This is a genomic window from Micromonospora sp. bgisy143 (assembly GCF_057708145.1).
Genome location: NZ_JBYIRN010000014.1, coordinates 1 through 16,830, shown reverse-complemented (window position 1 = coordinate 16,830; position 16,830 = coordinate 1). Strand labels below are relative to the sequence as shown.

General features: G+C 67.9%; 11 protein-coding genes. 4 read left to right on the top strand and 7 right to left on the bottom strand.

The features are described from left to right. Position 1: 1 nt before the first annotated feature. The 4 genes from AC3EN4_RS17530 to AC3EN4_RS17515 all read right to left on the bottom strand — a co-directional run bounded on the left by AC3EN4_RS17530 (position 2) and on the right by AC3EN4_RS17515 (position 4,108). A complete protein-coding gene (locus AC3EN4_RS17530) occupies positions 2-1,111 on the bottom strand; it encodes a tetratricopeptide repeat protein (protein WP_435206876.1) in 1,110 nt (369 codons plus the stop codon). 397 nt (positions 1,112-1,508) lie between these two features. Continuing rightward, on the bottom strand, positions 1,509-2,654 hold the full coding sequence (locus AC3EN4_RS17525) for a helix-turn-helix domain-containing protein (protein WP_435206875.1): 1,146 nt from the start codon (positions 2,652-2,654) through the stop codon (positions 1,509-1,511). Next, entirely contained in the window at positions 2,641-2,787 is a 147-nt protein-coding gene (locus AC3EN4_RS17520; protein ID WP_435206874.1) for a hypothetical protein, read from the bottom strand. Before AC3EN4_RS17520 ends, AC3EN4_RS17525 begins: the two co-directional genes overlap by 14 nt. A 130-nt stretch (positions 2,788-2,917) precedes the next feature. After that, the gene (locus tag AC3EN4_RS17515; RefSeq protein ID WP_435206872.1) at positions 2,918-4,108 is read right to left on the bottom strand and encodes a helix-turn-helix domain-containing protein; all 1,191 of its coding nucleotides are present in this window, start codon (positions 4,106-4,108) and stop codon (positions 2,918-2,920) included. Between the two features lie 288 nt (positions 4,109-4,396). On the opposite strand from AC3EN4_RS17515, the gene AC3EN4_RS17510 reads away from it, so the two are divergent. Continuing rightward, complete coding sequence (locus tag AC3EN4_RS17510) at positions 4,397-4,756, top strand: hypothetical protein (RefSeq protein WP_435206870.1); 360 nt, start codon at positions 4,397-4,399, stop codon at positions 4,754-4,756. A gap of 74 nt (positions 4,757-4,830) precedes the next feature. After that, the gene (locus tag AC3EN4_RS17505) at positions 4,831-7,164 is read left to right on the top strand and encodes a tetratricopeptide repeat protein (RefSeq protein ID WP_435206868.1); all 2,334 of its coding nucleotides are present in this window, start codon (positions 4,831-4,833) and stop codon (positions 7,162-7,164) included. Positions 7,165-7,837: 673 nt separating this feature from the next. On the opposite strand, the gene treZ is transcribed toward AC3EN4_RS17505, so the two are convergent. The 3 genes from treZ to glgX are packed head-to-tail and all read right to left on the bottom strand — an operon-like array spanning position 7,838 to position 13,984. Then, positions 7,838-9,562 carry a malto-oligosyltrehalose trehalohydrolase gene (gene treZ / locus AC3EN4_RS17500; protein ID WP_435206867.1) on the bottom strand — a complete coding sequence of 575 codons (1,725 nt, stop codon included), beginning with the start codon at positions 9,560-9,562 and terminating at the stop codon, positions 7,838-7,840. After that, positions 9,559-11,865 carry a malto-oligosyltrehalose synthase gene (treY, locus tag AC3EN4_RS17495; RefSeq protein WP_435206865.1) on the bottom strand — a complete coding sequence of 769 codons (2,307 nt, stop codon included), beginning with the start codon at positions 11,863-11,865 and terminating at the stop codon, positions 9,559-9,561. The genes treZ and treY overlap by 4 nt, the downstream gene beginning before the upstream one ends. Before the next feature lies 1 nt (position 11,866). Continuing rightward, the gene (glgX, locus tag AC3EN4_RS17490; protein WP_435206864.1) at positions 11,867-13,984 is read right to left on the bottom strand and encodes a glycogen debranching protein GlgX; all 2,118 of its coding nucleotides are present in this window, start codon (positions 13,982-13,984) and stop codon (positions 11,867-11,869) included. Positions 13,985-14,296: 312 nt separating this feature from the next. Between glgX and AC3EN4_RS17485 the strand changes: the two genes are divergently transcribed. Next, positions 14,297-15,742 (top strand): glycosyltransferase family 4 protein, encoded by a 1,446-nt coding sequence (locus AC3EN4_RS17485; RefSeq protein ID WP_435206863.1) that lies wholly within the window; start codon positions 14,297-14,299, stop codon positions 15,740-15,742. A gap of 176 nt (positions 15,743-15,918) precedes the next feature. Continuing rightward, complete coding sequence (locus AC3EN4_RS17480) at positions 15,919-16,563, top strand: maleylpyruvate isomerase N-terminal domain-containing protein (protein WP_435206862.1); 645 nt, start codon at positions 15,919-15,921, stop codon at positions 16,561-16,563. Positions 16,564-16,830 lie beyond the last annotated feature (267 nt).

Below are 16,830 nucleotides of genomic sequence, written 5' to 3'. Positions count from 1 at the left end.
ATCAGCGGGTACGCAGGACCAGCGCCCGGGCCCGCTCCGTGTCGGGATGACCCGGGCCGTGCACGCGCTCGCACCCGGCCAGCGCGGCGCGCGCCACACCGCCCGCCCGCCGGTCACCCGCCTCGATGAGCAGTTGGGCGAAGAGCGTCCGCATCTCCAGGGTCCCCGGATGGTCGACGCCCCGGCCCCGCTCACTGTCCGGCAGCGTGTCGGTCAGCAGCTGGATCGCCTCGGCCCGCCGCCCCGCCCCGGCGAGCGCTCGGGCCAGGGAGTGCCGGGCGTGCAGGCGTACCCCGTCGGTGGTGCCGAGCACGCGCCCGGCGTCGTCGGCGAGCGCCCGGGCCGGGTCGACCGCCTCGGCGGCCCGGCCGGCGTCGAGCAGGACGACCAGCAGGTTGCTGCGCGCCTGGAGCGTCACCGGGTTGGTGGGCCCCAACGTCCTGGTCATCCGCCGGACCACGTCCCGCAGTGCCCGCTCGGCCTGCTGGCTGCGCCCTTGCAGGTGCTGGATCCCGGCCAGTTTCATCTGGCAGGCCAGGGTGTCCGCGTCGTCCCTGCCCAGCGTCCGCGCCATACCGTCGGCGACCCGCCGCAACAGCGGCTCGGCCTCGTCCATCCGACGCAGCTCGATCAGCAGCCAGCCCAGGTTGTTGCCGCTGCGCAACGTCTCGGCGTCGTCGTCGCCCAGCACCCGACAGCGTGCCTCGTAGACGTCCCGCTGCACCGGTTCCGCCTCGGCGTGTGCGCCGAGCTGCCAGAGCGCGAAGCCCAGGCTGTGCTTGCTGCGCAGGGTGTCGGGATGCTCCGGCCCGAGCGCCGAACTGCGCAACCCGACGATCTGCTGGTAGACGGCCACGGCCTCGGCGATGTCGTTGGTGCGCATCAACTCCTGCGCGTACCGGGTGCCCGCCGCCAACGTCCGCGGGTCGGTCGCGCCGTACTCGTCGTGGAAGGCGTGGTACTGCAACCCGAAGGCCGTCGGACCGCCGATCGTCTCGCTGATCGAGCGGCCGTCATGGTTGAGAGTGATCTCGATGACCGGGACGGTCGATTCCGGTTCGCGCGCTGGCTCGTCGTCGCGTTTACGGCTGCGGTTGAACCATCTGCCCACTGCGCGCACCTCCCTCGGCCGCACGACCCGTCCGGAACAGGAGACCACATGCGCGGGCGGCTCGCCGACCCCGAGATTCGCGTCCCGCGCGGGTGCCGGCTGGGTGATCGTCGCGGTGCCCGAGGCACGGTTGAGGCTGATGACTCAGCGGTATCTTGATGCCTCAGAGTCATCAGCCTCATCGGAGTACCTGCCGGCACGCCCTGGTGCGACCGACCCGCCGACCAGGCGTGTCGTCACCGCCGCGCAGCACCCACACCCGCAGGCCGGGCGAAGGCATCGATGCGAGCACCCGCACAACTTCCCCGAAACTGCTGCCTCGCGCGCGCGGGAGACAGCAGTTTCCCTGATGTTGCGCGGATCTTGAGGCCGATCGGCTCGGCGGGGCGTACCGATTTCAGCGGGTGAGGCCGACCAGCGTCGCCAGTCGCGCCACGCCGGCCGGCGCCGGCCGCGCCCGCGCACAATCGGCGATGAGGGTACGCGCCAGAGGCCGTGCCCGAACCTCAGCCGGCGCGACACAGTCCGCGTCGACCAGCGCCCGTGCCGCCCCGCGCAGGTCTCCGGCGTGCACGTACACCCGCGCGGCGTCGAGCAGGTACGCGCCCCGATACTCGGCCGGCAACCACCGCCACCCTTCCCGCCGCATCACAATCGAGTGCCGTCGTACCGCCTCGTCGGCGGCACCCCGCTGGGCCGCCAGCAACACTCGGGCGAGGTCGACGACGATCGGGCCGAAGCTGGTGCGGTGCTGATCGTCGTACACCCGAAGGTTTGTGGCGACCCCCGCGGCCCGGTCGGTCAGCTCGTCGGCGCGGCGGTGCTCGCCGCAACCGGCGGCAGCGAGCGCGGCCTGGACCAGCAGCGTGCCGCCCACGGCCCACTCCCCCGCCGACCGCTGCGGCCGGACGCGGCTCGCGGCGGCGAGCGTCGCGGTCAGCGCCAGATGGTCGCGGCCCGACGCGCGCAGCGCCTGACCCACCGACACGGCCGCCGACGCCGCGAGCGCCGGGTCGGCGGCGGCGGCGCCCATCGCCCGATCCGCAGCCAGCCAGCCGAGGTCGGCCTCGCCGAGCTTCACCAACAGCGACGAGGTGATCCGGTACGAGTGCACCAGCAGCTCCGCTTTTCGCGCACCCTGGGCGGCGACGAGCAGACCCGGCAACAGGCGCACCAACTGCCCGTAGTGCGCGTGCTGGTACGACAACCAGGCGTGCCCGACCTGCCGTCTCAGCTCATCGGTCTGCGGTGGAGCCTGCCGGATGTCGTAGCGGGCGAGCGAGGCCCGGATGTCGTCCACTCCGGCCGGAGTGCTGGTCGGGGTGCTGGGCGGCTGACCGAGTAGCACCTCCGGGTCGACCCGCAGGACGCGGGACAGCTCCTGGATGACCGAGTACCGGTCCAGGGGGCGAACGCCGCGCTCGATCTTGTCCACCCAGCTCTTCGACCTGCGCAGCCGGTCGGCCAGCATCTGCTGGGTCATCTGTCGCCGTACCCGCCAGCTCGCCACCCGTCGCCCGATCGGGACGTCATCGCTGGTCACGCCGCCACCGCCGGTCCGGGACCGCACGGGTCGTGTCGTCCACGGGTACGCGTTCCGCCTCGGCCTGAGCCAGAATCCGCTGCTTGGCAGCCTCCCGCTCGGCCGCCTCACTGTTGTCCTCGCGTCCAGTCATCCCCGCCTCCTCCTATGGAGGCCCAGCCGTGCAGCTCGGGATCGAGCGTTGCCGTGTCGGGCCGTCCGGGACGCGCTCGCGTCCCAAACCGGACAGTAGGGCGGATTGGTGATACGGCGATTACTGGCAGTTATGCGGCCAGGTTAATGCCGATGCGGCCGGCGAGCAGGCGCAGGTCATCGGGGATGGCTCGACGCTGGGCGCGCTGAGCGAGGGACACCACGGCATCGCGGGCGAGCGGGTTGATGGCGAACGGGATCGGTGCCGCCCGCTCGGCCTGCACGAACGCGCCCAACGCCTCGGCATCCCGCCGACCGCCGTCCGAGAGCGCACGTCCAAGGTCGAGCCAGTAGGACTGCTGACGGATCGATGCTGCGAGAACCTGCGGGCGGACGGTTCGGGACAGTTCGATGACGCGGCCAGAGTCGCCCCGCTCTGCGGCGATGGACATCTCCCAGAGCCCGACGTTTGTCGGTCCGAAGCCGCAGCCGTTGAAGCCTGCACCGTCGGCTGGGTCCCCAAGCGACGCCGCCTCGCGGGATGCCTCGTCCAGGTGATCGCGAGCTGCGTCCAAGCGTCCGCTCACCGTCGAGGTCAACGCGGCCGAGAGGTGCAGCTGTCCGAGCATCTGCCTCACCCGCACGTCGGCTGCGTCCAACTGCAACTGGGCCAGGGTGCGGTCGGCGGCACGGGCAGCGACGGGAGCGGATTCGATCGGCAAGCTCTGCGCGTAGGCGAAGCGCGAAGCGGCGATCCAGGCCGGGTCCTCGGCCTCTTCGGCAATCGTCCCGGCGAATCGGGCGGCATTGAGGGCCAGGTGCCGGTATCCAAGATTCCGCAGGCAAGTCGCCGCCTGATAGGCCACCTGGACGAGCTCGGTGCCACCTATGGCAGCGGCTTCGAGCAGCAAGCCGGGCAGCAGGCGTGCCATGGCCGGGTAGTTGCTCGCGTTGCGGAGTTGTTCGGCGCGGGCGATCTCGGCGGCCAAACGCTCGGCGGTGTAGGTCGACGGTCGGCGCTCGCCGTCCTCGATCTCGATCAGGGCCGACCAGATCGCCGGCACGCATTCGGCGGCGCTCTCACGGGCCGGATCACCGGACTCGGTGCCCTGACCGAGCAGGTCAGCAACCGTGACCTGAAGTGCGGCAGCCAGAGCCACCAGAGTGGACCGCCGGTCGATGGTCTTCCGACCCGACTCCACCTGCGAGATGTACGACTGGGTCACGCCAGCAAGCCCGGCGAGGACGGCCTGGGTCATGCCTCCACGGCGCATACGCCAGTAACGAATCCTGGCACCGATGCTGTCCGGCTTTTTCACCATGCCTGTGTCCACCCCCAGCCAGCGGACGAGGTATTGGCGACGCTTGCTACCTCGTAGGTTGGACGCTACACCGGGACAGCCTTCAGCTGTAACATCATGTCCTCCGCTTCGCGTCTCCGCGTCATCGTTCGACTGCAACAGCGACTGCCGCGGCTGCAGGAAAGCGGTTGTCTTCAGCCCAGGCTCACTCTCGGCCACGATGCGGAAGACAGGTGGTTCGTCACCAACACGCTGATCGGTAGACGACACGACGATGCACGGAGGGCACCCTTCCGTCATCATGTCCTGATGGCTCGCAAGTTCGGGATGACGTTGGCGGGGTTATTGATGGGCATTGGGGCGACGGGAGTAGCTGTCCTTCTTGCCAAGGTTGGGCTAGATCGGGCGGAAAAGTGGGTTTCGATAGCCGGCGCCTTTGGTTCCACGCTAATCGGCGCTGCCGGGTTGGCGATGGGCTGGCTTACTCTACGGCGACCCCGCCAACTGCAAGTCGGACAAAACCCGGAGCGTCTATCACCATCGTCGACAGACTGCGACTCTCAAGCGGCAGCGGCCCCACCTTTAAGGAACGCCGCAAACGTCGAGGTCCACGGATCAAAGGGCGTGCAGATCGGCGACACAAATATTCAATGGAATAAGTTCGATTGACTCGTAGCCATTACCAGCGATGCGGCCACGAATGCCCGCCTGCGATCATATCGACTCAGAGAAGGTGGAGGTAGATGCTGAGCAGCAAACGAAAAGCATCCGAGGATGCTGCGATAAAGACTTCGCCTTCGGCCAAGATAGACGACTCGATCGGCGTTCAAATTGGCGACTTTAATACCCAGTACAACCATTTACCAACCCCTCCCTCACCCAACTCCGTAAACGCTCCGGGCGGCACCCACAATCTCCCCCGGCCGGCCACGACTCTTTTTGGGCGAGACCTAGAATCACTTGATGATCTGGTTAAGAACTGCAATGCGGCGATAGGTCAAGCAGTGTACGGGCTGGGTGGAGTTGGCAAGACTGAACTAGCGTTGCATTTCGCCTATAGCAGAATTGCAAAGTACACGTTAGTTTGGTGGATCAACGCCGAAACTCAAGAAAGCATCAAATCTGGGCTCGCCGAGCTCACTTATCGGCTTTGCCCTGCTATCGAAGTTGCTCGTGCAGACGCATGGGGAATTGGCTGGCTTCAAAGTCATGAAGGCTGGCTAATTGTTTTAGACAACGTTGAAGATCCTCAGCATATTTCGGCACTGATTGGTAATATTCAAGACAAAGGCCGCGTTCTCATTACGACTAGACGAAATATCGGGGCAGGTCGTTGGAGCCGCCTCGGGCTTAAATCTCTTCACCTCGGCCCGCTAGCCCGTGCCGCGAGTACCGAACTGCTGATCGCATTGACCGAGAAGCATGATCACGAGGCCGCTGCTCGCCTTGCGGCCGCTCTTGGTGACCTGCCGATCGCGCTGGAACAAGCGGCATCGTATATCTCACAGAACAATGGCATGACATTTGATCAATACACCGAATTGATAAGGAGCCGTTTTGCGCGAATTGCCAGTGTCGCTGGCGAGGGAGGTGACATCGAACGGACAGTTGCCAGGGTTTGGACGGTCACGATGGAGGCAATAACACAAAGGTCTAGCCTGGCTGCGCAATTACTTTTGGTGGCGGCACACTTCGCGCCAGACAACATCCCTGAAGAGATTCTCTTTCCCCTCGCCTCTGACCCTCTTGACCTAGCCGAAGCTCTGTCAATCTTGGCTTCATACAGCATGGTGAACAGACACGCCGGGACGCTCTCAGTCCACCGTCTGGTGCAAGCGGTCACTCGTGCGGCTGCAGCGGCTGGATCATTGACTGAGGGACCACCGGCCTATGACAGAGCCGCCGATTTAGCGCTAGCGGCTTTCACGACTGACCCTACTGTCGATATTGATTCCTGGCCGCGTTGGAGGCTAATGGTTCCTCATATCGAAGCCATATCTCATTGGGCCCCAATCGATCATGAGAGTCGGAGCTTGACAATCCTCCTCTCTATGTCCGGCGCCTACCTACAAGGTCAAGGAAATTTGGCCGCCGCGATTGCGATGTCCGAACGAGCCTATTCCGACTGCAGACGCATTCTAGGTACTGACGATCCAAACAGACTCGCTGTTACTAGTAACCTAGCCCGCTGCTATGAATTGTCAGGCAAATCGAGAGATGCTATTGAATTGCTCAGGTCGATATCGGGCGATGTGGAACGGATACTCGATCAAGATGATCCATATAGGTTTTCATTCCACAATAATCTTGCAAAGGCCTACCAGTCAATGGGCGATCTCGCTCAAGCGGTCAGCCTGTTCGAACGAACCCTGGCCGACAGGATCCGCGTCCTCGGCGAGGACGATTATCGTGTAATGATAAGTCGTAGCAACTTGGCCTACGCCTACCAGCAGGCTGGCCGCCTAAGCGAGGCCGCACGCCTCCACGAAGTAAACTTGACGGCTCGTCGGCAGTCATTGGGTGACACGCACCCAATGACCCTCAACAGCAAGCACGGCCTCGCTCTAGCCTTGTCGGCGCTTGGGAAGCTACAAGAATCAATCATAATCCACGAAGAAACTGTGGAACAACGGTCAGAAGTATTGGGAGAAACTCATCCGGATACGCTCCGTTCAAGAATTAGTTTGGCTGACGACTACCGGACCGCTGGCAGGCTTAGCGATGCCATCAATATCTACGAATCAGTGTACGAAATACAAAGACGCTCTCTAGGCGAAGCTAACGACGAGGCAGCACTGACGGCGCACAACCTGGCGTTGGCGCATTTGGATTCGAATGAACCGTTGAAGGCCGTCGTCATTCTGGAGGATTTGACAGCAATACGGGATTCTTCTCGACCGGGATATGTAGAAGCTAAGCTGAACCTTGCTTTAGCATACTCAGCGATAGGAAGGAAATCTAAAGCGATTAGACTTTTAGACGAGATATTACCAACAAGTCGTCGAGCTTGGGGGCACCGACATCCGCTTACGCGCGCCGTCCTACAAGCTCGAAAGTCAATAGGTGCAGGCAGCTAGCTTCATGGACAGTTTCTCAAAGTGCGCCGAAGAATCAGGGTAAGAGTGCCATGATTCGGCGCCAGACCGGTACTACTCATGGATTTGTGAGCAAGCGCCGCGCCTGTTGATGTCAAAGATCGAAGGTTCGTTGGTGCAGGGTGATCAGCCCCAGCCAATACGGGATGGGCTTTCCGATCATCGGGCTGCTGCCGGCCCTCAACTTGGCCCGCATAGTCGGCAAGCGGGGCAGGACGCTATCGTCACCGGGTCCGGGGCAGCAGTGAGCCTCTGAATCTCGCTGATCGGATGCTACTGGCAGCCGGAGCGCCAGCACACAATCCGAACGATGCAGCAGCACGCTATTCGGCGTGTAGCACTCCGCCGCGCGTCGAGTCATCGACATCCTCAGCCGTGCCCGCCCTGACGCTGGCGAACCGTCGGCCGGTCGAGCAGGTTACCACCGATGCCAATACCCGTCGGATATTCGAGCGCCTATCGAACTCGTTTGGCCACGGGTAGATGCATTACGATCCTGCGTAGACACCACTACGGCACTTGCACATCAGCCGACGCCATTCCGAACGTCGCCAATCTCCACAACTTCATCGTCGCCAGCCAACCGATGATCCCGCGCCGGGAGACGCCTCCACCCAGTTGCGAGACGTCCCCTTATTACGCCGTCAATCAGATCTCAGACCGCCACGATCGCCGCTGTCTCCGCTGGTAGTTCGATCCGGTCCCGCATCACGGTGACCCCCTCGCCCGTAGCCAGCAGCACCCGCCGAGCCACCCCAGGCAGCGACACACCCTGTCCCCGCCCAGCGAAGTTAGCCACGACCAACGTGTCCCCCCGCCGCATCAGCAAAAACTGATCCCCATGCTGCACCGACACCGCGTGCATCCGAGGATCAGACAGGTCCGCCACCGACCGCCGCAGCGAGATCAACCGCTGGTAAAAGGCCAGCATCGAAGCATGCTCAGGCTTGTCCAACTCGGCCCAGTCCAACCGCGACCGCGTAAACGTCTCCGGGTCCTGCGGATCAGGCACGTCCCCTTCCGGCCACCCGTGCGACGCGAACTCCCGCCGCCGCCCGGTCCGCACCGCCGAAGCCAACTCCGGCTCCGGGTGCGACGTGAAGAACTGCCACGGCGTGGAGGCAGCCCACTCCTCCCCCATGAACAGCATGGGCGTGAACGGCGCCGTCAGCAGGATCATCGCCCCGACCCGTACGAGGCTGGACGACAGGGACGCCGAGATCCGATCCCCGGTGGCCCGGTTCCCGATCTGGTCGTGGTTCTGGAGATAGGCGACCAACCGGTGACCAGGGACCCGCGAGTCCAGGGGTCGCCCGTGGTGCCGGTTGCGGAAGCTGGACCAGGTGCCCGCGTGGAAGAACCCGCCGGTGAGAACGTCCGACAGCGTCTCCAGGGAGCCGAAGTCGCCGTAGTAGCCCTGCCGCTCCCCCGTCAGCAACGTGTGCAGCGCGTGGTGGGCGTCGTCGTTCCACTGGGCGTGCAGCCCGAACCCGCCGGCCTCGCGAGGGGTGATGAGCCGGGGGTCGTTGAGGTCGGACTCCGCGATCAGCGACAGCGGCCGGCCCAGGTGCGTCGACAAGGATTCAACGGAAACCGCCAGCTCCTCAAGCAACGGCACCGCCCGGGTGTCCGGCAGGGCGTGTACGGCGTCCAGGCGCAACCCGTCCACGTGGTAGTCGCGCAGCCACATGAGCACGCTGTCGATGATGTAGCGGCGTACCTCGTCGGAGTGCGGGCCGTCGAGGTTGATCGAGCGGCCCCAACTGTTGCTCTGCTCGGCCAGGTAGGGGCCGAACCGCGGCGCGTAGGCCCCGGAGGGCCCGAAATGGTTGTAGACGACGTCGAGGATCACCCCCAACCCCTTCGCGTGGGCGGCGTCGACGAACCGTTTCAGGCCGTCCGGGCCGCCGTAGGGCTCGTGCGGGGCGTACCAGCAGACACCGTCGTACCCCCAGTTGTGTTCGCCGTTGAAGGCGTTGACCGGGAGCAGTTCGATCAGGTCGACACCGAGGTCGACGAGGTGGTCGAGGCGGTCGATGGCCGCGTCGAAGGTGCCCTCCGGGGTGAAGGTGCCGATGTGCAGCTCGTAGAGGACGCTGCCGGGCAACTGGCGACCCGTCCACGCGCGGTCGGACCACTCGAAGGCGGAGTGGTCGTAGCGGCGGCTCGGCCCATGCACACCCGCAGGTTGCCACGGGGAGCGGGGGTCGGGCAGCGGGGTTTCGTCGTCGTTCAGCAGAAAGGAGTAGTCGAGGCCGGCGTCGGGCACCTCGACGGTCCACCAGCCGTCGGCGGTGGCGCGCATGTCATGGTCGGTGTCGCCGGCCAGGCGCAGGCGCACCCGGCTGGCGTCCGGCGCCCAGACGGAGAATTCGGTCATGACGAGGCCTCCTCGGCAGCGGTGGGAGGAGCCAGCAGAGCAACGGGGTAGTCCGCGAGGAGATTGTCCAACGGGACCTCCCCGCCACTGTAGACCCGACCGGTGAACAGGTCCTTCACCTCGTGAACACCAAGCGACAGAGCTGTGTCACACCAGCCGCCGGCGCGTGCCAGGCCGAGCGGCAGTCGGGTCGCCACGGCGATCACGCCACCCCGGTCGAAGGCCACCACGTGCCGGCCGACCGGGCCGTGCGCCGGCACCGGCCGGTAGGTGGTGAACAGCTCCGGGTGCGCCCGCCGCAGGCGCAGCGTCCGCGACACGACGAGCAGCTTCGCCGCTCCGTCGGTGTCGACCGGGGGACGCCAGCCGTCGTCGAGCCGTGCCAGCATCTCCCGGCGTACGTCGAAGTCGACCGGCCGGCGATTGTCCGGGTCCACCAGGGAGTTGTCCCACAGCTCGGTGCCCTGGTACGTGTCCGGGACGCCGGGCATGGTGAGTTGGATCAGCTTCTGCCCGAGGGAGTTGCACCAGCCGGCCGGGGTGATCGCGGCGGCGAGTTCGGTCAGCTCGTCGTGCAGGCTCGGGTCGTCGTACATCAGGTCGACAAGCGCGTGCAGTGCCTGCTCGAAGGCCGGGTCCGGGTCCGCCCAGCTGGTCGAGGCCCCGGCCTCCCGGGCGGCCTTCTCGGCGTACGCGTGCAGCCGTTCCCGCTCGATCGGCCACGCGCCGACGGCCGTCTGCCAGAGCAGATGGGCGAACGCCGGGTCGGGCAGCGGCGCGTACTCCATCCAGGTCTTGACCTGCTCCGCCCAGCGGCCCGGCAGTTCGCTGAGCACGGCGAGGCGGGCGCGGACGTCCTCGCTGCGCTTCGTGTCGTGGGTGGAGAGGGTGGTCATGCTGTCCGGCCAGCGGATCTGTTGGGCGGCGGCGAAGCGGTGGAACTCCGCCGGTGGCACCCCGAAGCGGGTGGGGCTGTCGCCGACCTCGTTGAGCGCCACGAAGCGCGTCCACCGGTAGAAGGCGGTGTCTTCCACGCCCTTGGCCATCACCGCGCCGGTGAGCTGCGGGAACCGCATGCCCAGCTCGTCGTCGGGGTCGCGCAGCCGGCGGGTAATCGCGTCCAGGGCACCGGCCAGGTCGGGGCGGCGGCGGCCGGCCTCGGAGCGGGCGGCGGCGAGGTGCCGGGCGCCGTGCGGCGGGTAGCCGCGGTAGACGTCGAACGCGGCGGCCAGCTCGGCGAGCGCCGCGCGGGCCTGCTCGGTCGGCACCTCGGGGGCGAGGGCGGCGAGCCGGGTCAGTTCGGCGGAGAGCAGCTGGGTGGCGGCGGCGAGCTTGGTGGTGTGGGTCAGGTCCTCCCAGGAGGTGCGCTGCCCGGTGAGTCGGTTGTCCAGGGCGGTGAAGTCGCCCTCGGCGTCGATGTCGATGAAGAGCCCGCCGACCATGGCCAGGGCGTCGTAGCCGGTGGTGCCGTCCACCGGCCAGTCCGGCAGCTCCTCGCCGTACTCCAGGATCTTCTCCACCACGAGCCAGGCGTCCGGCGCGGCCTCGCGCAGCCGCGCGAGGTATCCGGCGGGGTCGCGCAGGCCGTCCGGGTGGTCGACGCGGATGCCGTCGACCTCGCCGTCGGCGGCCCAGCGCAGGATCAGCTCGTGCACGGCGGCGAACACCGCCGGGTCCTCCACCCGCAGGCCCGCCAGGCCCGCGATGGCGAAGAACCGGCGGTACGTCAGCTCGGCGTCCCCGCGTCGCCAGGAGACCAGCTCGTAGCGCTGCCGGTCGTGCACCTCCCGGGCGGTGCCGTCGCCGGTGCCGTCGGCAATCGGGAAGCGGTGCTCGTGATAGCGCAGCTCGCCGTCGACGATCTTGAGGTCGTCCAGGGCGGCCGGGTCGTCGGCGAGGACCGGCAGCAGCAGCCGGCCCCGGTCCCAGTCGATGTCGAACCAGTCGGCGTACGACGAGTCGCGCCCCCGGCGCAGCACGTCCCACCAGGCCGGGTTGGCCGGCGGTACGGCGACCCCGGCGTGGTTCGGCACGATGTCGACGACCAGGCCGAGCTGCTTGTCGCGCAGGGCGCGCAGCAGCCGCTGCCGGGCCGCCTCCCCGCCCAGTTCCGGGTTGACAACGCGGTGGTCGACCACGTCGTAGCCGTGCTGCGAGCCGGGCGTGGCGGCCAGCAGCGGGGCGGTGTAGAGGTGGCTGACGCCGAGGTCGTGCAGGTAGTCGAGGATCGCGGCGGTGGCGTCCAGATCGAACCCGGGGCGGACCTGGACGCGGTAGGTGGCCTTGGGAGGGGTGGCCGGCATGTCAGATCATCCTCTCCAACACGACGAGGGACCGGTCCGGCACCCGGATGGTGCCGCCCGCGCTGATCACCGTGGCGTCGTCCGGGTCGGGGTCGGCCGTGCTGATGACCCGTTCCCACTTCTGCCCGTATTCGCTGCCGGGCATCGTGAAGTCCAGCGGCGCGTCGTGGGCGTTGAAGCAGAGCAGGAACGAGGCGTCGTGGTGCCGCTGGCCGTACTGGCCGCGCTCGCGGATGCCCTCGCCGTTGACGAACAGCGCCACCGACCGGCCGAAGTCGTTGCCCCAGTCCTCGCCGGTCATCTCCCGCCCGTCCGGGGTGTGCCACGCCAGGTCGGGAAGGGGCGCGTCGACGTCCCGCCCGCCCACCGGCAGGCCGGTGAAGAACCGGCGGCGACGGAACACCTGGTGCCGCTTGCGGAAGTCGGTGAGCATCCGCACGAAGTCCAGCAGTTGCTCGTCGGCGTTGTCCCAGTCGATCCAGGCCAGCTCGCTGTCCTGGCAGTAGGCGTTGTTGTTGCCGTGCTGGGTACGCCCCAACTCGTCGCCGTGGCCGATCATCGGCACGCCCTGCGACAGCATCATCGTGGCCAGGAAGTTGCGCCGCTGCTTGGCCCGCAGGGCGAGCACCGCCTCGTCGTCGGTGTCGCCCTCCACGCCGCAGTTCCACGACCGGTTGTGGCTCTCGCCGTCCCGGTTCTCCTCGCCGTTGGCCTCGTTGTGCTTGTCGTTGTACGACACCAGGTCGTTGAGCGTGAACCCGTCGTGCACGGTCACGAAGTTGATGCTGTGGAACGGGCGGCGGCCGTCGTCCTGGTAGAGGTCGGCCGAGCCGGAGATGCGCGAGGCGAACTCGGCCAGGGTCGCCGGCTCACCGCGCCAGAAGTCCCGCACGGTGTCCCGGTACTTGCCGTTCCACTCCGTCCACAGCGGCGGGAAGTTGCCCACCTGGTAGCCGCCCGGGCCGACGTCCCACGGCTCGGCGATCAGCTTCACCTGGCTGACCACCGGGTCCTGCTGCACCACCTCGAAGAACGTGGAGAGCCGGTCCACCTCGTAGAACTCGCGCGCCAGGGTGGCCGCCAGGTCGAACCGGAACCCGTCGACGTGCATCTCGGTCACCCAGTACCGCAACGAATCCATGATCAGTTGCAGGGAGTGCGGGCTGCGCACGTTCAGGCTGTTGCCGGTGCCGGTGTAGTCGACGAAGTAGCGCCGGTCCTCCTCGCTGAGCCGGTAGTAGCTCGGCGCGTCCACGCCCTTGAAACTCAACGTCGGCCCGAGGTGGTTGCCCTCGGCGGTGTGGTTGTAGACCACGTCGAGGATGACCTCGATGCCCGCCGCGTGCAGCGCCTTCACCATGCCCCGGAACTCCTGCACCTGCTGACCCAGGCGGCCCAGCGCCGAGTAGCCGTGGTGCGGGGCGAAGAAGCCGATCGTGTTGTAACCCCAGTAGTTGCGCAGCCCCAGGTCGACGAGGCGGTGGTCGTGCACGAACTGGTGCACCGGCATCAGCTCGATCGCCGTCACCCCGAGCCGGGTCAGGTGCTCGATCATCGGCGGCGAGGCGATCCCCGCGTACGTGCCGCGCAGCTCCTCCGGGATGTCCGGGTGCCGCATGGTCAGCCCGCGCACGTGCGCCTCGTAGATCACCGAGTGGTGGTACGGGGTGCGCGGCGGCTTGTCGTTGCCCCAGTCGAAGTACGGGTTCACCACCACCGACTTCGGCATGAACGGCGCCGAGTCGGTCTCGTTCATCCGCTCCGGGTCGCCCAGCTCGTAGTCGTACACCGCCGGGTCCCACTCCACGTCACCGTCGATGGCCTTGGCGTACGGGTCGATCAGCAGCTTGTGCGGGTTGCAGCGCAACCCGTTCGCCGGGTCGTACGGCCCGTGCACCCGGTAGCCGTAGCGCTGCCCCGGCTCGATGCCCGGCAGGTACGCGTGCCACACGTACGCGTCGACCTCGCGCAGCTCGACGCGGCGCTCCGCGCCGGTGTCCCACTCGTCGAACAGGCACAGCTCGATCCGCTCGGCCACCTCGGAGAAGATGGCGAAGTTGGTGCCCATCCCGTCGTACGTGGCGCCCAGGGGATACCGCTCGCCCGGCCAGACCTGCATGTCGCTCCCTCAAGCCATGGTGATGTGCGCGCCGGCTGAGCCGCCCGCGCGCAAGCGGGTAGTGCCCCCGCCCCGGGCGCGCCAATCCATCCTTTCAGGCGGTGACCGGAATCCACCCGTCTGATGTGCGCTACACCCTCAGGTGTCTTCCGTCACGATGGCCGATTTCGAGATGCGAACCCGCGTCCGATGGCCTTTGCTTGTCGGGGGACACGCACCCGCGTGTGCTCTTTGGCCTTCGGCCGCCCTTTTTCCACCCTCTCCGCCGCCACTGACGCCGGCGCGCCCCACCATGCCTGGACGGAGACAGATGTGACGACCCTGCGGGTCGATGAGCAGCTCGCTGCCACCAAGGACCGGACCCACCGGCCCACCGTGACCTCCCGGCCCCAGCCTTCGACCTCGCCCGGTCCGTCCGCGCAGCCGGGCTCCCCGGTGCCGCCGCAGCGCGGTCCCGGTGTGCCGCCGCAGACCCGTCGCATCCTCATGCTGTCGTGGGAGTACCCGCCGGTGCTCGTCGGCGGCCTCGGCCGCCACGTCCACGCCCTGTCCGTGGCCCTCGCCGCCGCCGGGCACGAGGTCACCGTCGTCACCCGCCACGCCGAAGGCGCACCCCTGGAGGAGTACGCCGACGGCGTGCGCATCCTGCGCGCCCCCGAAGACCCGGTGACGTTCCCCCTGGCCACCGGCTCCCTGCTCGCCTGGACCATGGCCTTCAACCACACCCTCACCCGCACCGCCCTGCGCGCCACCCAGGCCGGCGCCTACGACGTCATCCACGCCCACGACTGGCTCGTCGCCCACACCGCGATGACGTTGCGCGACCACCTGGACATCCCCCTCGTCAGCACGATCCACGCCACCGAGGCCGGGCGGCACCAGGGCTGGCTGCCCGAGGAGATGAACCGCACCATCCACGGCGTCGAGCACTGGCTCGCCAGCGAGTCCAACCGGTTGATTGTCTGCTCCGGCTACATGCGCGACGAGGTCAACGCCCTGTTCGGCGTGCCGGCCGGGCGGGTCGACGTGGTCGCCAACGGTGTCGAGTCGTACCGCTGGAAGGTGCCGGCGCGGGACGTGGCCGCGGCCCGGGCCCGGTTCGCCGGGGACGGCCCGCTGGTCACCTTCGCCGGTCGACTGGTGTACGAGAAGGGCGTCCAGCACCTCGTCGCCGCCCTCCCCCGACTGCGCGAGCGGCACCCCGGGCTGCGCGCCGTGATCGCCGGCGACGGCCCGTACCGCGCCGAACTCGAGGCCGAGGTGCACCGCCGCGGCCTCGGCGGCATGGTCACCATGCCGGGCTTCCTGGGCGGCACCGACCTGCCGGCGCTGATGGCCGCGTCCGACTGCTTCGCCGTGCCGAGCATCTACGAGCCGTTCGGCATGGTCGCCCTCGAAGGCGCCGCCGCCGGAGCGCCCCTGGCCGTCGCCGCCACCGGTGGCCTCGCCGAGATCGTCGAGCCGGGCGCGACCGGGATGACGTTCCGCCCGCACGACCCGGACAGCCTCGCCGACGCCGTCGACGCGCTGCTGTCCGACCGGGAACGCGCCCGCGCCATGGCCCGGCGTGCCCGCCGGATGGTCACCGAGCAGTACGGCTGGTCCGCCATCGCCCAGCGCACCGCCGCCAGCTACGGCGCGGCGATCGCCACCGACGCCGCGTTCACGACCGAGCGCGCGGAACAGCGCATGTCCCAGGGCCGGGCCCTGCCGGCGCTGCCCGAGGGCAACCTGCTCGCCGCCGCCGGCCTGCGCTGACCCGCCTCCGCACTCCCTGATCGACTCGGTTGCCTTGAAGTCGGGGTGTCCCAGTGCCGGGGACGCCCCGACTTCCTGAAAGCCGAGTCGATCACACTGGGCGCGGCGGGTGTGGTGCCCGTCGGAGCGGGCCCCGTCGCCCGGAGCCTGTCGGCCGGTCCTGCCAGACTGTGCGGATGTCCCGTTCCGTTGACGCCCTCGATTCCGCCTTCCCGGTCGCCGCTTCGATCGCGCTGGACCTGATCCGACACCCCGAGGTCTCCGCACAGTGGTCGCGCCCGAGCGCCCTGCCGCACCTGTCCGTCGGCGGCCTCGCGTGCCACCTCGGACGGCAGGCGATCCGTGCGGCGGAGCTGCTGCCGACGCCGAGCGACCTGCCGGTCCTGGAGTCAGCCGACAACCACTACGAGCGGGCCGCCTGGGTCACCGAGGGCACCCCCGACGCAGCCTCGGTCGCCGCGAGCAACGACGAAGAGGACGCGGCCCGAGGCCCCGCAGATCTGCACGCCAGCTCCGCCGCCGCGCTGAAGGAGGCGGGCGACCTGCTCGGGCGTGGTGCGGCCCGGGACGTCGTACCCATTCCGTGGCAGGGCTGGGCCCTGCGGCGCGCCGATTTCCTGCTCACCCGCCAGTTGGAGATCGTCGTGCACTCCGACGACCTGGCGGTGAGCGTCGGCGTACCCACGCCGGAGTTCCCGGCGGAGGTCTTCGACCCCGTACGTGACCTGCTGGTCCGCCTTGCCGTCCGCCGGCACGGTCAGTCCGCGCTGATCGGCGCGCTCAGCCGCAGCGAACGAGCCCGCGACATCTCCGCCTTCTGAGCCCCAGGTTCGCCGACCGCTGCGCCCGCCCCGGCCGGACAGCGGAGCGGCGCTCGGGTCTCGACCCCGGCTGTCTGTTTCGGCTCCTGTCGACCTGCCCCAGATGTGGGGCGGCTCCCGGGAGTCCGCCGCCAGACCTGACGCGGTCGCCAAACCTGACGCGCCGCCAGACGACCAACCACGACGGCCGACGACCGCCGGACGCCCCGCCACAACAGCCGACGACCCCCGGACACCCCGCCACAACAGCCGACGACCCCCGGACAC

What these genes read in the sequence shown, in the direction of transcription:
- AC3EN4_RS17520 (WP_435206874.1), bottom strand. Translation starts at nt 2,787, where the DNA reads ATGACTGGACGCGAGGACAACAGTGAGGCGGCCGAGCGGGAGGCTGCC.
- AC3EN4_RS17515 (WP_435206872.1), bottom strand. Translation starts at nt 4,108, where the DNA reads ATGGTGAAAAAGCCGGACAGCATCGGTGCCAGGATTCGTTACTGGCGT.
- AC3EN4_RS17510 (WP_435206870.1), top strand. Translation starts at nt 4,397, where the DNA reads ATGGCTCGCAAGTTCGGGATGACGTTGGCGGGGTTATTGATGGGCATT.
- AC3EN4_RS17505 (WP_435206868.1), top strand. Translation starts at nt 4,831, where the DNA reads ATGCTGAGCAGCAAACGAAAAGCATCCGAGGATGCTGCGATAAAGACT.
- treZ (WP_435206867.1), bottom strand. Translation starts at nt 9,562, where the DNA reads ATGACCGAATTCTCCGTCTGGGCGCCGGACGCCAGCCGGGTGCGCCTG.
- treY (WP_435206865.1), bottom strand. Translation starts at nt 11,865, where the DNA reads ATGCCGGCCACCCCTCCCAAGGCCACCTACCGCGTCCAGGTCCGCCCC.
- glgX (WP_435206864.1), bottom strand. Translation starts at nt 13,984, where the DNA reads ATGCAGGTCTGGCCGGGCGAGCGGTATCCCCTGGGCGCCACGTACGAC.
- AC3EN4_RS17480 (WP_435206862.1), top strand. Translation starts at nt 15,919, where the DNA reads ATGTCCCGTTCCGTTGACGCCCTCGATTCCGCCTTCCCGGTCGCCGCT.